This window comes from Bacteroides faecis MAJ27 (assembly GCF_900106755.1).
Classification (GTDB): domain Bacteria; phylum Bacteroidota; class Bacteroidia; order Bacteroidales; family Bacteroidaceae; genus Bacteroides; species Bacteroides faecis.
In genome coordinates, this window is record NZ_FNNN01000034.1 from 1 (window position 1) to 14,522 (window position 14,522).

Consider the following 14,522-nt stretch of genomic DNA (forward strand, 5'->3'; position numbering starts at 1 on the left):
TTGTTCCAAAGCCGCTAAAGCTGTCCGAACACGTGTCTCAATATCGGATACCGAATCGTCCCAACCTGCCTGACGTGCAATTTCCAATGCAGAACAGCTGACTTTCATACGTTGTCTGGTAAGGTCTTTTATAGCTTTCCAAATCTGTTGTATCTCACTAATACTTAGCTTCGTCTGGTTCAATAATATAAAATGCTTGTCTAGGTCGTTGTCACTATAAAGCACATAGCAACGTGCGCTGAGGCTGGGATCACGACCGGCTCTGCCTGCTTCCTGAACATAATTCTCCAACGAATCGGATATATCATAATGCACTACAAGACCGACATCTTTCTTGTCGACTCCCATGCCAAAAGCTGATGTTGCCACAATGATGCGTACTTGATCATTCATGAATGCATCCTGGTTTACAATCTTTTCATCAGGTTCCATCCTGCCATTGAAAGGTAATGCATTATAACCATCACGGGTTAATTTGATAGCCAGTTCCTCTGTACGTTTGGTACGTGATACATAAACAATTGTCGGACAATCGGATTCAGCCACAAGTTCCCTTAGTTTTAAATATTTATCATCGTCACTTTCAGCATATATGACGGAATAACGCAGGTTCGTTCTTGAAGCCGTTGACGCAAACAACTCTAAGTCTAAATCCAATGTATGTTTGAAATAATCACAGATATCTTGCACTACTTTTTGTTTGGCCGTAGCAGTGAAACAAGACACAGGTATCGGGCCCTTGCATTTTTTCTTTTGCTGGTATTCACTAATAAATTTACCTATATAAAGATAATCAACCCTAAAATCCTGTCCCCATGAAGAAAAACAGTGTGCCTCGTCTATCACAAACCTCACAACGTGGCGTCCCATCAATATTCTCTCGATGGTCTTTGAACGGAGCATTTCAGGAGATATGTACAAAAGCGAAGCTTCTCCGTCTTGTACTCTTTGTATTGACAGTGACCTTGTAATAGGGTCTAACAGACCATTAATGGTTACAGCATCAGTAATCCCCCTATCCGCAAGGTTATCTACCTGGTCTTTCATCAGCGACTGCAATGGCGAGATAACAACCGTAAGTCCATGTACAGAACGGCCTGCCATAAGTGCAGGCAATTGGAAAGTAAGCGATTTCCCACCGCCGGTAGGGAATATTGCCAACAATGACTTACCTTTCACCGCGGCCTGGGCAGCTTGCTCTTGAAGTGGCTCGCCTTCATATGTACGGAATCGTCCATATCCAAAAAATGCTTTTAAGTTATGGAGCACATCCAATTGGCTATTGCAATAAACACAGCCTTCGTTACAACTGGCATGACGCAGGAGTTTTATTACAAATTCCACTCCGGGATAATTGTGGAGTACCCATCCGGGAGTAATAGAACGATAGTCGGTAGTGGCAATTAGAGCCAATGCATATGCCAATTCGCAAGGATGTTGCCTGACCAACATGTCAAGATCTGCATGTTGACAGATTTTCCCTACGTAAAGGTTTCTTATTAGTTCAGATACCCCCTCATTGATATATTCCGCTCCCACCATGCTAAAAAAGCCCTCAAACTCTTTCTTGTCCTTTAACAACGAGGCAAATAGCCTGCGTTTTTCGTTTGGCAATAAATTCCAGCGTGTTATTTCGTCTAATAACAGATCTTTTGCTTTTTCGCAATCATTTACCGGATTGTTCATCTGCTCACTTATCAGTTTGTCATCTTTCACAAGCTTGTGGTAAGGACGTTCCGGAAACAATAAAGGTGAGATATAAAGTGTATCGACCAGAAGCCAGCGACATGCTTCATCTGTGAACAGATATCTGGCATCGTGATGAATGATATTATGTCCACAGACATAGTTTACGTCATTAAGAAATTCAAATAGTTCTTCTTTAGAAGTTTTATGATATATTGCACCATCATGACGGAGTGCACCAATATCATGAATCTTATGGTCCTTTAAACCAATCTCAACATCTACTATGGCATAACGTGAGGGCATCATATGGCACATATGGATTTGATTACCGATGACATTATTGGTTTCCTCTGATTTTCTAGTTCCTATGAATCTGCTCCATATCGACATACATTCAATATAATAAGGTGTTTTATAATCGGAATTTATTATGTATCTGCATGTTTCTCTTATTGTCGTTCAGGTATAATAACCCATACATACAAAGGTAAGGATAAATTCACTAAAATCGTCTTTTTTACAACTTTTATATATTGCTATCACACTGCTCATTAAGAAAAACTATACTTTCATAACTAAAAGCTGTTGTTACTGAATAATCATTCCCGGGGTTACACTATATATTACAACATATGTATACAAGTCATCAATATTACAAATATTTTGAATTTGAAGAAGAAAAACAATGCTAGTATTTTACTCATAATAAAAAATTAGAATAACAGATTTCTATTATTAGATTTCTCTTTTTGTAAAAAGATAGGGGGTTGTCTGACGCAATAGAAGTTAGCAGATTCCTCTCGCTTTATTTTTCTGTGATATGTATAAAAAATCTAAATAAAAGAATTGCCAATCAAATTATTTCTGTGCAATTTTATACGATTGGATTAGAGGTGTGAATCTCGAATAATAATGGTAATAAAAGTCTGGTTTATTTTGTTTTGAAAGGGCTTCTGTTCTCGTCTAGGGATATAGAGGTCCTTTCTTATTTCCGTGGGGTTAGCAGAAGGCGAAAAGTAAGTGAACAAAGTGAAACGACATACATAACTCCAGTAGGGAGATGAAAGTGGAATAAAAAGTTGTGCAAATCGTGTACATTTTATAATAGAAGTACATTTTTTGTGAATAAAATATTCCCCCTTCGGCTATGTATCTACTATCGTATAATCTTCTGTCTACGACTTACCCAATAAAGAAAAAAAAGAAAAGAAGCCAAGTCATGCTTTAGCCTCTCTCCTTATAAATATTTACCAAGAGCAAAAATTAGCAGGTTGGTCAAGTTTTACCAGGCAAATGAATATCTGTCTTCCCACGTTCCTTCTCCAGGTCTTTTCACTATCAACTCCGTTGGGTAACCATTGGAATTTAACGTCCATTTAAAATCATAGTCACTAAATGAGTCATGTGCATAGGGAGCATGCATCCTAAGCGGCAGATGCTTTGTAGCCGTGCCGAGCATACCTCCATAGTAAGCATATATCATTTCGTCCATGTCTACATCCAATAATTCGTCAAACATCATCAGACATCCCTTGTTTTCTATAGGAGTTGTAATCTCATCTGTTGTATAGTAGATTTCAGTGTCAGGCCATATATCTTGATTATCAATTTTCCCATCACCATTTATATCCTTGCCACCATCATCCAAGAAGGATTGGGTGGAAGTAGCCACCACATCACCATCCTTATAAGTAATCTTCGTTAACTCACCATCGCTTTCGGAACGTCTCATTTCAATCAAATGCCCCTCGGTATCGTATTCCATCTCCCAAGTAAACTCATCAGCGTCGGGAGTACCGGCGTGGTCTATTGATTTGCAGTATTTTACATAGCCATCACTGTTGAGCTGCAAGTTTAGTTCGGTCACATCGCCGTTTTCGTCCGTCACTGTTATTCTGGCTGAATTTATTGAAGCCTCCGCCCGTGTAACAGGAAAATATTCGAAGAGGGCCTTTTCGCCCTCATCAGTTGTAATGCTTGTCACCAATCCCTCTTCATTTTGGGAGATAGACATGCCTGAAACAGATTTGGGGAGCCCACCTGTAAATACTTTCTCCGGATTGACCACTGTAGTTGTGTTGTCGCCATCGTTACCATTACCATTCTCGTCATTGTCACTGCAAGCTGTGAACCCTAAGCAGAAAGCTATCCCCAGCATAAAAGCAGCCATAACTTTAAACATCTTCATAAATCGCGAATCTTGTTTTACCCCCATTCCTTGAAGGGAAATTATATACAAATAAGAAGTATAAGGAATGCCCTCTGAACCAAACAGAACGGATACTTCCAGTTATTATCAGATTGAATTCATACGATATCTTTTTTTGCAAAGAAAGAAAATTTTCACTTAATAAACAATATACGAGGTAAAATTAAAATATGAGAATTACCCTTGTCACATATTGAACTGCACCCCAAAAGTTGGACACAAAAGTTTAGGAGTGCAGTTCATGCGGCAGAGGGGAGGGAAATCTTTGAATATAATTAGAAGGTTATAAAGGTCTAATAAAAAGAAATCCGCCGTTTTATCGTGTTATTTCTCTTTTTTTAGTAGTTTATCAGAAAAAATATCTTTTTTGTTTGCATGTTTTCCAAAATATCTCCATCTTTGCAACGCTGTTTAGCTCCGTTACTTATGAAGTAACAGGCTTAAATTCAACACATTGCCACTGACATTGAGCGCTTTATAAAACCCACCACCTTTTTATTGGCTTCATCTATTTTCTTATTCCGGAAGGGTTTGAGATACGTCTCGGTCACTGTGATCGAAGAGTGTCCCATAGCTTCAGAAATAACGCCCGGGTGAATTTCACAATAGTAAGCTGTCGTTGCCCATGTATGGCGGGCAGTATACGAACTAAGTTTATCCCCCAGTCCTAACATTTCACCAAGCAACATCAGTTGCCTATTGAAATTGCGGAGTGCCAACTGGTATTCGTGATAAGCCTCCTTCGTCCCTTCCCGACTATTTAATAATGGAAATAAATAAGGAGATGACGTATCACGATTCATATACCTCTTTAATATAGCCATCGCTTCCGGAGTTAAAGTCACTGACAAAGGACGCCCGGTCTTCCGCCTGCGGTAAGTGATAACATTGTCGTGCAAATCACTTTTACGCAAATAGGCAAGATCGACAAAAGGCAGACCACGGAGCAGAAACATCAAAACGAACAGTTCCTGCGTACGACGCATGTCAGATGTCACTGCAGACGACTGCGGCAATTTGGTGAATACTTTCTGTATGTCTTCGGTATCCAATGCACGCTTACGGTCCGCACGCGTACCTGTGTACACAGAACGAAACAAATGCGGTACATAGACAGCCCCACGACAATCTACCGCACGATTATAGACCGCACGAAATGTGCGTAAATAGGCGGAAACAGTGTTCCAGCTACATCCCCGGCCACGAAGGTGAATCTCGAAGCCTTTTATCCACTCTGGGGTTACTTCATTGAACGTAAAATCCCCTTTCCCATGATAAGCAATGATGGCATTGAGACTGCTACGATAAACGTGCGCAGTACCAAAGTTTCCCTCCATCTGTAGCCCGTCGGCTACCTGCTTCATAAATGCTACTACTCTTAACATCTTACTTGTTATTAAAAAAATTATGCAATAAATATAATAGGTTTTGGACTAATGGAACATCTTCTGATACATATATTATATTTATTTGAAATTATCTAATCTATCTGCTATGTCCAAAGTTAAGAATAATAACAAAGCTAAAAGTATAGATGTTGTAGGGATAGAAATTTATGAAAAGCGGAAATCTTGAAAAATTTTGTTTGCTGACTACAAATAATCTAAATAAAATAAGGAATTATTGTTCAATAATCTTTAAATTACTTATAGCGTAAAAGAAGATTACTAATAGAAATAACCTCCTTTATCAAATGGTCATTATTTATTATGACTTTCTAGTTTTATATAAATAATAACTTAACTCATTTACCAAACACATAAATTTATAACTTTAGAATTAGCCTTATTTTCAGTCACAAAATCTCTTTCTATCTAAATATCTGTAACTTTCATTGACTCGTCAATATAATTTAAAACTGTGATTAACTTCTTGATATAAGAAATAATGATTAACTTTGCAAAGTAAGTCAATGTTGACCTATTGTTGACCCCTAAACTTACAAAGAGATAATTAACATGTTGATAACAAGGGGATTCAGTTGGTTAGAGCCTCAGATTGTGGTTCTGAATGTCGCCGGTTCGAGTCCGGTCTTCCCCCCCAAAAAAGAAATACTCAAAAACAAGTCCTGTAAATCTTTTGCTTTACAGGACTTATTTTTTATTTATCCAATAAACCTTATGGAAAACAACAAAAAACTGACCCGTTCCAGAAAAGAACGAATGATAGCAGGAGTATGCGGTGGTTTAGCCGAATACTTGGGCTGGGACCCTACCTTAGTAAGAATAGTCTATGTACTGGCTACCATCTTCACTGCTTTTGCAGGAGTCATCATTTACTTGATTCTATGGATCATCATGCCGGAAGAAAGATATAGCGACGGATATGGCGACAGAATGAATCAACGCTTACATTAACATGAAAGTCAAGAGTATTGACCATATTGTCATACCTGTATCCGACATACACCAAAGCCTCCATTTCTATACTGAAATATTAGGAATGGAAGCCGATACCAGCCACCAGCGCTTTGCCCTGAAGTTTGGCAATCAAAAAATCAATCTACATGTAGGGAAAGCACAATTCCTCCCTGCTGCCAAATGCCCTACCTTCGGAAGTACTGATATCTGCTTATTGGCAGATGGAAGCATAGAAGATATTAAAGCGGAAGTAACATCCAAGGGAATAGAGATAGAATACGGTATTGTACAGCGTCAAGGTGCCCAAGGAGCCATCCGGAGCATTTATTTCAGAGATCCGGATGGTAATCTGATAGAGGTCAGTACCTTAATATAATTCCAATCCGAACTCATCTTTCAGCTGCATCAGCGCCTGATTCTTCTGAGCCATCATCTGGAATTTCTCAACACGGCCAACCGCCCGAACCGTTTCCGCAGGTTCACTCACCCGTACTGTCATCGCCACCTTGCTATTCTTCAATCTTCCACGAAGATAAGTCTGCAGTTCCGGTATTAAAGCAGTAAAATCCTTAGCGGCAATTTCATTATCAACCACTACTTCAAAAGTAGTCGAATTATTCAATAACACCGGACGAATCACCTGCATACGCTTTGCAATAGCGACCTGTTCTTTGGGGAGCTGTCCTGCATATTCCTGCCAGTAATAGTTCAAATCTCTGTCGTTGAAAATAAAATCTTCTTCTGGTTGTTGAGTTTGCGTCTGGGCAACATTAGTCTTGGCTGCATTCTGAGCAGCCTGATCACGTTGCGGATTCTTAATAGACACGCCTAGACTTGACATCTTCATCACAGGAATCTTCCGTTCCTCCCTGGCAGTCGAAGAAATTCCCGCCCCTTGCGACGGAACAGAAGTTGTATTCACCGGAGTAGCAGAGCCTGCAGTTGCAGACGTTTGCGGCTGACGCACGGCAGTATTGGAAACAGATGGTGCAGCAACCGGAGACGGAGCAGAATGAACAGTAGTCTGTTGAGCAGACGGTGCAGAAGCAACCTGCGGCTGCTGAGCTGCGGCAGGCTGGGTGAATACGGGTTTTATGGTCTGCTTAGGGCCACGCCCACCACTTACATCATCCCCCTCGGTGGTAAGCTGGGCAACCTGTATCAAGGTCAATTCCACCAGTAAGCGCTTGTTCTTGCTGGCACGGTAATTCAAATCACAATCATTACAAAGCTTCATCGCCCGATACAAAAACTGCAACGGACACTTCTGTGCCTGTTCCTGATAACGCTGACGTATACTCGCCCCTACTTCCAGCAATGGCAAGGTAGCCGCATCCTTACTAACCAGCAAATCCCGGCAGTGCGAAGACAATCCGGTAATAAAATGACTTCCGTCAAATCCTTTATTCAGTACATCATTGAAAAGCAGTAATGCATCACTCACTCTGTTTTCAAGGAAACAATCCGTCAGACGGAAATAATATTCGTAGTCGAGAACATTCAGATTCTCAATTACACTCTTATACGTAATATTCCCTCCCGTAAAACTCACTACCTGATCGAAAATAGATAAGGCATCACGCATACCTCCATCCGCTTTCATCGCAATGACGTTCAGAGCTTCGGGTTCTGCCGTAATATTTTCTTTTGCAGCAACATAGGATAAATGATTCACCGTATCTTCCACACTGATCCGGTTAAAATCATAAATCTGACAACGGGAAAGGATAGTCGGAAGAATCTTATGCTTCTCCGTTGTAGCAAGAATAAAGATGGCGTGACGGGGAGGTTCTTCCAATGTTTTCAAAAATGCGTTGAAAGCGGAGGCTGAGAGCATATGCACCTCGTCGATAATATATACTTTATACTTGCCAATCTGTGGCGGGATGCGTACCTGTTCCACCAGTTGACGGATATCGTCCACCGAGTTGTTGGAGGCAGCATCAAGTTCATGGATATTATACGACCGCTGTTCGTTGAAAGCCACACACGATTCACATTCGTTACAGGCTTCACCATCCGCAGTAGGCGTCATACAGTTGATGGTTTTGGCGAAGATACGCGCACAAGTAGTCTTTCCCACCCCGCGCGGTCCGCAAAACAAATAAGCATGAGCCAATTTTTGGGTAGCGATTGCATTCTTTAATGTAGTAGTCAGCGCTCGTTGTCCCACCACCGATTCGAATGTGGACGGACGGTATTTACGAGCTGATACAATATAGTTCTCCATATCCGGGATTCTCTCTGTTTTTTTTGATTTTTCGCTTTCAGTGCAAATGTACACAAAAAAGTGATAAGTAATAAAGGATAGAGAAAGAAGTTTTGAACCTAAAGCGGTAAGTTTTTAAGTTATTAGTTTTATCTTTGCGGATATAAAAAAGAGAAATTATGGATAAACTGATCACTATCTGGAGTTTCATATGCCGGCGTAAGTATCTTATCACCGTCGTAGCATTTGCTGTTATCATTGGTTTTCTGGACGAGAACAGTCTCTTCCGCCGTTTGGCATACGAACGTGAAATCAGCCAACTGAAAGAAGAGATAGAAAAATACCGGGCAGACTACGAAGAGAACACCAAACGTCTCAACGAGTTAAACAGTAATCCGGATGCCATCGAGCAGGTTGCCCGTGAAAAGTATCTGATGAAGAAGCCAAACGAAGATATTTACGTTTTTGAAGATAATAAATGAAACAATTAGTACCTGCACTTTTCGCCGTAGGCGCAATTATGGCTCTCACAGGAGCTGCTGTATATATCACCGGATGGAACTATGCTCCTTATATCTATACCATCGGAGCCGGATTCATCGCATTGGCACAAGTAAACACGCCGGTTAAAGGAAAAAGCAAAATATTAAAACGCCTGCGCATCCAGCAGATATTCGGAGCACTGGCACTGATTCTCACGGGAGCTTTCATGTTTACCACCCGCGGTAACGAATGGATTGCCTGTCTTACTATTGCCGCCGTACTTGAACTTTACACTGCTTTCCGCATTCCACAGGAAGAAGCAAAAGAAGAGAAATAAAAAAAGCCTATTCAAAGCTTCACAGTCTTGAACAGGCATTGATTCATTAAAATTATGAATGTCCTCAGGAAATCCAAGGACTTAAAAAAGACATTTTTTATTTCTTAGCAGATGAATATCTGGCATTCAATCCATCTACGATTTCTTTAGTGATATTAAATGCGCTGTCAGCATAAAGCAGGTTATCAAAACCAGTATTACTGAAAATCAAGCTATATCCACGAGTTTTATTATATTCTTTCAGGAAAGCGTTGATAGAATCACGGAAAAGCAAGCTATTTGTGTTGTTATCTTCCATCAAACCATTCTGAAGTTTATTGCTCAATTCCTGCAAGTCTTGTTCCATTTTAGCCAAACGGTTGTACTCCTGCTGAGCTCTTTCCGGTGACAGGAAAGCATTGCTTTCATATTTCTTCTGAAATTCCTGTTTTTCTTTGTTCAAAGCAGTCATCTTCTGGTTCAATGTCATACGAACATTCTCGCTCTTCTTTACCATAGCCTCATTCAAGTCAATACAGAAATTGTATTTAGCCAGCAATGTGTCTATTTCAACATAAGCTATTTTCATCCCTGACAATTCAGCAGTAGCCGAAGCCGGAGTAGTTGCAACTTGATTATCAGCTTTGCCGGCGCATTGTGAGAATAAAACGATAAACGCAAGTGCAGCTAAACCGTTCATGAGGTAGTTTATTCTATTCATAACTATAAAATATTGTTTTTAATTAATTAGTTCATACTATCGTTCAAGGCTTTTTCCAACTCATCAATAGAAAAACGTGATTTCTTTTGTGCTTCACGATCCTGCGACTGCGCACAACCGATTCCTTTTTTACGCAACTCTTTATTACCGCTCACATGACCATTCGGGAACTTTCCCCCCTTCGTAAAGAATACTTTCACCCCTAATAATAATAGGGAAATAGCAACTATTAACAAAGTTATCAGTATAGTCTCAACCATTTCTATTAATTTTGTGAGTGCAAAGATAGGCTTTAATGAGAAACGAGTTCAGATAAGTCAAGCAAATTAACCATATTTAGCAATAAGAGGAACCGAAATGAACCTCCTATTCCTATTATAAAAGAAAACAGCATGGAAAAAAAAGATCTTAAGCCGGCTGGCGTATTCAAGTATTTTGAGGAAATCTGCCAAGTGCCGCGTCCTTCCAAGAAGGAAGAGAAAATAATTGCCTACCTGAAGGCATTCGGAGCAAAACATAATCTGGAAACAAAAGTAGATGAAGCAGGAAACGTACTGATCAAAAAGCCTGCTACTCCGGGCAAAGAAAATCTTCAGACTGTCGTACTGCAGTCTCATATCGATATGGTGTGCGAAAAGAACAACGATGTACAGCACGACTTCCTCACCGATCCCATCGAAACAGAAATAGACGGAGAATGGCTGAAAGCCAAGGGAACGACTCTCGGAGCCGATAATGGTATCGGCGTAGCTACCGAGCTGGCTATCCTGGCGGATGACAGCATCGAACACGGTCCGCTGGAATGCTTGTTTACCGTAGATGAAGAAACCGGACTGACCGGAGCTTTTGAGTTGAAAGAAGGCTTCATGAGCGGTGATATTCTGTTGAACCTTGACTCCGAAGATGAAGGAGAAATCTTTATCGGATGTGCCGGTGGCATTGATTCCGTTGCGGAGTTCGCCTATAAAGAAGTAGAAGTTCCCGCAGGATATTTCTTCTTCAAAGTAGAAGTTAAAGGACTGAAGGGCGGACATTCCGGTGGTGATATCCATTTGGGACGTGGTAATGCAAACAAGATACTGAACCGATTCCTGTCCCGAATGGCGAACCGTCAGGATCTGTATCTCTGCGAAATCAACGGAGGTAACCTGCGCAACGCTATCCCCCGTGAAGCATACGCTATCTGTGCAGTTCCCGAAGATGCCAAACATGACGTCCGGACAGAACTGAACATCTTTACCAGCGAAGTGGAAAACGAACTATCCGTTACCGAACCGGACCTGAAACTGGTTCTTGAATCGGAAACTCCTCGTAAAACGGCTATCGACCAGGATACTACCGCCCGCTTGCTGAAAGCATTGTATGCTGCTCCTCACGGTGTATATGCCATGAGCCAAGACATCCCCGGACTGGTAGAAACTTCGACTAATCTTGCTTCTGTCAAAATGAAACCAAACCATATCATCCGCATCGAAACCAGTCAACGCAGTTCTATCCTATCCGCACGCAATGACATGGCAAATACAGTTCGTGCCGTCTTCCAATTGGCAGGTGCCAATGTCACCTTCGGCGAAGGTTATCCGGGATGGAAACCCAACCCTCATTCAGCAATCCTCGAAGTGGCAGCAGAATCTTACAAACGGCTTTTCGGTGTAGATGCGAAAGTGAAAGCAATTCACGCAGGACTGGAGTGCGGTTTGTTCCTCGACAAGTATCCGACATTAGATATGATCTCTTTCGGACCGACCCTTACCGGAGTGCACTCTCCCGACGAACGGATGCACATTCCTTCCGTTGAGAAGTTCTGGAAGCATTTGTTGGATATTCTGGCACATGTTCCTGCCAAGAAATAACAGTCAGATAAGACATGATAGAAAAGATTATGGTGGTAGCACAGAAAGACTTGCTATCACCGTAATCTTTTTTATGATGCTTTTTTTTACCTCCTCATATATCACAGGACAAGTTTCTTTCAGTGGAAAAGAATCGTCCACGAACAAGCAGTTCATTTCCCAAAAGAAGTCTTCCGACGAAGAGCGAGTTCCTTTTCGTGTCATGAGCTGGAATGTAGAAAACCTCTTCGACACGCATCATGACACACTAAAGAACGATAACGAATTCCTTCCCGACGCCATCCGCCACTGGAACTACACCAAATATAAAAAGAAGCTGGCCGACATAGCCCGCGTCATTACTGCTGTCGGCGAATGGAATCCACCTGCCCTTGTAGGTCTTTGCGAAGTAGAGAACGACAGTGTATTGCGTGACCTCACACAGCGCTCTCCCTTAAAGGAACTGAATTATCGCTACGTCATGACAAATTCTCCCGATCTGAGAGGAATCGATGTTGCTTTACTATATCAACGTGACCTGTTCAAATTAATATCTTTTCATTCCATCCCGATCCCTTCTTTCAAGCAACATCGCCCTACAAGAGACTTATTACATGTCAGCGGACTATTATTAACCGGAGACACACTCGATGTAATCGTCTGCCACCTTCCGTCCCGATCCGGCGGAGCCAAAGAATCCGAACCTTACCGGCTCCATGCTGCCCGAATACTGCGCACGGAAGCCGACAGCCTTCTGAGTATCCGTCTTCATCCACAGCTGATCATCATGGGAGATTTCAATGACTACCCAACCAATAAATCCGTCAAAGAAATATTAGAAGCCACCATGCCGCCCAACGAAGCCACCACTTCATCCGGCTCTCCATCATCGACAGAGCCTCAACCGGCAACCACCTCCCCTCCCCCTTCCAAGCTTTGTCATCTACTTGCCCGGAAAGCGATGTCCCGTAATTTCGGCTCCTATAAATATCATGGAGAATGGGGGTTACTCGATCACTTGATCGTATCCGGCACTTTACTCGATACCTCCTCCAGCTTCTTCACCAAGGAAAGCAAAGCAAACGTTGCCCGCCTTCCTTTTCTATTGACTGAAGACAAGAAGTACGGCGACGACGAACCTTTTCGTACCTACAAAGGAATGAAATATCAAGGAGGAATCAGTGACCATCTCCCCATATACGCAGATTTTGAACTGATCGTATACTAACCGACAGATAAAAGGCAATAAATCCACTGCTACCAGCTATTTTACAGGAACATAGACAGGGAGGAAAAGCCATCCCCTTTGCCTACTGACGGGACATACCGGACGACTATCCGTAACATCCGGACAAAAGGCTTGTGCCACCGTGTTGGCACAACTATGCCACCGTATTGGCACTGTCGTGCCATCGCATTGGCACAGTTGTGCCACTACGGTGGCAAAGATGTGCTAAGCCAGTGGCAAAGACATCCCCCCGGAAGTTAACCTGAACGAAGTTAGTCCGAATATTGATATACCTTCAGATCGAACTTCGGCACCATCGCCAGCAGATGATCAAAGATATCCGACTGAATCCGTTCGTATTCTTTCCATACCTTATTGCGGGAAAAGAAATAAACCTGAATAGGTACTCCGTACATGGTAGCCTCCTTCTGACTGATAATCAAATCCAAATCCTGATTCACCACAGGCAGGCTACAAAGATACCGCTCGATATACACCCGATAAACCTGCGAATTGGTAGGCACCACCCCTTCCTCCGGCTGATAATCCGCCATTAAAGGAATCTCTTTCCGATAGCGGTCGAGCATTTCCGGCGTACAGAACTGGAGGGTAGTTAAATCCAGTGTGATATTCTTCATCACCCGCCGTCCGCCGGACTCTTTCATTCCACGCCAGTTCTGGAAAGGGCTGCTGACCAGTGTATAAGGAGGAACTGTAGAAATCGTATTATCAAAGTTCTGAATCTTCACCGTGTTAAGCGTAATCTCCTGCACCGTGCCATTCGCAGCACCGGAAGGAAGTGTGATCCAGTCTCCCGGACGCACCATATCATTGGCGGAAAGCTGAATACCTGCCACAAATCCCAAAATGGAATCCTTGAATACCAGCATCAGGATAGCTGCCGAAGCACCCAATCCTGCAAACAGACTAGCAGGCGATTTATTCACGATAATAGCGATAATCACAATCCCTCCGATGAAAAACAGAAGTACCTGAAGCACCTGAATAAACCCTTTCATAGGCCGGTTCTTCATCGTCTCCTTTCCATCATAGATATCCATTATCATCAGCAGAATCCCGTTGATGGCCAGCAGCAGGGAAAAGATAATATAAATGGCACAAGCCTTCTGCGAAATCAGCAACAGTTCCTTACCGCGCATGAAAGCCATCGGCAACAGGGCATAGACAAGGATGGCAGGAATTGTATGAATCAGGTTATGAAACACCTTACGCTTCATCAACAACGTATTCCAGAGATGCGGTTTCCTGCGGGTGTACTGCTTCATACCTCCCACCAGAATCGCCTGACAGAGATAATTCAGTACGACAGCAATCGCTATCATCAGTATGGCAATAATTGTTTCATCAAAGCGATCGGCAACCTTCGGGTCCATCCCCCAATCTATCAGGATTTTGTTCATCCACTTTCCTAAATCGACTACTAACATAAGCTTTATCTTTATATATCATGTTTA

13 protein-coding genes are annotated in these 14,522 nt (G+C 42.1%); 6 read left to right on the forward strand and 7 right to left on the reverse strand.

All coding sequences use genetic code 11. The annotated features are described in order from the left end of the window. The 3 genes from BLW31_RS21170 to BLW31_RS21185 form a co-directional block, all read right to left on the reverse strand. Positions 1 to 2,079: RecQ family ATP-dependent DNA helicase (locus tag BLW31_RS21170; RefSeq protein WP_143040767.1), on the reverse strand; the 2,079-nt coding region annotated here is incomplete at its 3' end. Between the two features lie 892 nt (positions 2,080 to 2,971). Then, positions 2,972 to 3,877, reverse strand: a complete 906-nt coding sequence (locus BLW31_RS21175; RefSeq protein ID WP_010538866.1) for a DUF4595 domain-containing protein — start codon at positions 3,875 to 3,877, stop codon at positions 2,972 to 2,974. A 467-nt stretch (positions 3,878 to 4,344) separates the two neighbouring features. Continuing rightward, the gene (locus tag BLW31_RS21185) at positions 4,345 to 5,283 is read right to left on the reverse strand and encodes a tyrosine-type recombinase/integrase (protein WP_162097094.1); all 939 of its coding nucleotides are present in this window, start codon (positions 5,281 to 5,283) and stop codon (positions 4,345 to 4,347) included. 735 nt (positions 5,284 to 6,018) lie between these two features. On the opposite strand from BLW31_RS21185, the gene BLW31_RS21190 reads away from it, so the two are divergent. Together BLW31_RS21190 and BLW31_RS21195 are read left to right on the forward strand one after the other, a co-directional pair. Next, the gene (locus BLW31_RS21190; protein ID WP_022302161.1) at positions 6,019 to 6,255 is read left to right on the forward strand and encodes a PspC domain-containing protein; all 237 of its coding nucleotides are present in this window, start codon (positions 6,019 to 6,021) and stop codon (positions 6,253 to 6,255) included. 1 nt (position 6,256) lies between these two features. Continuing rightward, positions 6,257 to 6,634 carry a VOC family protein gene (locus BLW31_RS21195; RefSeq protein ID WP_010538868.1) on the forward strand — a complete coding sequence of 126 codons (378 nt, stop codon included), beginning with the start codon at positions 6,257 to 6,259 and terminating at the stop codon, positions 6,632 to 6,634. On the opposite strand, the gene BLW31_RS21200 is transcribed toward BLW31_RS21195, so the two are convergent. Then, on the reverse strand, positions 6,626 to 8,488 hold the full coding sequence (locus tag BLW31_RS21200; RefSeq protein ID WP_010538869.1) for a DNA polymerase III subunit gamma/tau: 1,863 nt from the start codon (positions 8,486 to 8,488) through the stop codon (positions 6,626 to 6,628). The two genes, BLW31_RS21195 and BLW31_RS21200, sit on opposite strands and share 9 nt — an antisense overlap. 158 nt (positions 8,489 to 8,646) lie before the next feature. Here BLW31_RS21200 and BLW31_RS21205 point away from each other — a divergent pair, with 158 nt between their 5' ends. Then, entirely contained in the window at positions 8,647 to 8,949 is a 303-nt protein-coding gene (locus tag BLW31_RS21205; RefSeq protein ID WP_010538870.1) for an FtsB family cell division protein, read from the forward strand. Beyond that, positions 8,946 to 9,287 (forward strand): hypothetical protein, encoded by a 342-nt coding sequence (locus BLW31_RS21210; protein WP_008767910.1) that lies wholly within the window; start codon positions 8,946 to 8,948, stop codon positions 9,285 to 9,287. The genes BLW31_RS21205 and BLW31_RS21210 overlap by 4 nt, the downstream gene beginning before the upstream one ends. A 97-nt stretch (positions 9,288 to 9,384) precedes the next feature. Here BLW31_RS21210 and BLW31_RS21215 read toward each other — a convergent pair whose 3' ends face one another. Together BLW31_RS21215 and BLW31_RS21220 are read right to left on the reverse strand one after the other, a co-directional pair. Beyond that, positions 9,385 to 9,987: an OmpH/Skp family outer membrane protein gene (locus BLW31_RS21215; protein ID WP_022301121.1), complete on the reverse strand. Its 603-nt coding sequence runs from the start codon at positions 9,985 to 9,987 to the stop codon at positions 9,385 to 9,387. A gap of 26 nt (positions 9,988 to 10,013) precedes the next feature. After that, on the reverse strand, positions 10,014 to 10,247 hold the full coding sequence (locus BLW31_RS21220) for a hypothetical protein (RefSeq protein WP_008762116.1): 234 nt from the start codon (positions 10,245 to 10,247) through the stop codon (positions 10,014 to 10,016). A 132-nt stretch (positions 10,248 to 10,379) separates the two neighbouring features. Here BLW31_RS21220 and BLW31_RS21225 point away from each other — a divergent pair, with 132 nt between their 5' ends. Next, positions 10,380 to 11,840 (forward strand): aminoacyl-histidine dipeptidase, encoded by a 1,461-nt coding sequence (locus BLW31_RS21225; protein ID WP_010538872.1) that lies wholly within the window; start codon positions 10,380 to 10,382, stop codon positions 11,838 to 11,840. 55 nt (positions 11,841 to 11,895) lie between these two features. Further along, positions 11,896 to 13,047 (forward strand): endonuclease/exonuclease/phosphatase family protein, encoded by a 1,152-nt coding sequence (locus tag BLW31_RS21230; RefSeq protein ID WP_074759670.1) that lies wholly within the window; start codon positions 11,896 to 11,898, stop codon positions 13,045 to 13,047. Positions 13,048 to 13,319: 272 nt separating this feature from the next. Here the strand turns inward: BLW31_RS21230 and BLW31_RS21235 are convergent, their stop codons facing one another. Beyond that, positions 13,320 to 14,495 carry a mechanosensitive ion channel family protein gene (locus BLW31_RS21235; RefSeq protein WP_010538874.1) on the reverse strand — a complete coding sequence of 392 codons (1,176 nt, stop codon included), beginning with the start codon at positions 14,493 to 14,495 and terminating at the stop codon, positions 13,320 to 13,322. Between the last annotated feature and the right edge of the window lie 27 nt (positions 14,496 to 14,522).

Excerpts from the sequence above, each read along its gene's own strand:
- BLW31_RS21175 (WP_010538866.1), bottom strand. The coding sequence starts at position 3,877 with ATGAAGATGTTTAAAGTTATGGCTGCTTTTATGCTGGGGATAGCTTTC.
- BLW31_RS21185 (WP_162097094.1), bottom strand. The coding sequence starts at position 5,283 with ATGTTAAGAGTAGTAGCATTTATGAAGCAGGTAGCCGACGGGCTACAG.
- BLW31_RS21190 (WP_022302161.1), top strand. The coding sequence starts at position 6,019 with ATGGAAAACAACAAAAAACTGACCCGTTCCAGAAAAGAACGAATGATA.
- BLW31_RS21195 (WP_010538868.1), top strand. The coding sequence starts at position 6,257 with ATGAAAGTCAAGAGTATTGACCATATTGTCATACCTGTATCCGACATA.
- BLW31_RS21200 (WP_010538869.1), bottom strand. The coding sequence starts at position 8,488 with ATGGAGAACTATATTGTATCAGCTCGTAAATACCGTCCGTCCACATTC.
- BLW31_RS21205 (WP_010538870.1), top strand. The coding sequence starts at position 8,647 with ATGGATAAACTGATCACTATCTGGAGTTTCATATGCCGGCGTAAGTAT.
- BLW31_RS21210 (WP_008767910.1), top strand. The coding sequence starts at position 8,946 with ATGAAACAATTAGTACCTGCACTTTTCGCCGTAGGCGCAATTATGGCT.
- BLW31_RS21215 (WP_022301121.1), bottom strand. The coding sequence starts at position 9,987 with ATGAATAGAATAAACTACCTCATGAACGGTTTAGCTGCACTTGCGTTT.
- BLW31_RS21220 (WP_008762116.1), bottom strand. The coding sequence starts at position 10,247 with ATGGTTGAGACTATACTGATAACTTTGTTAATAGTTGCTATTTCCCTA.
- BLW31_RS21225 (WP_010538872.1), top strand. The coding sequence starts at position 10,380 with ATGGAAAAAAAAGATCTTAAGCCGGCTGGCGTATTCAAGTATTTTGAG.
- BLW31_RS21235 (WP_010538874.1), bottom strand. The coding sequence starts at position 14,495 with ATGTTAGTAGTCGATTTAGGAAAGTGGATGAACAAAATCCTGATAGAT.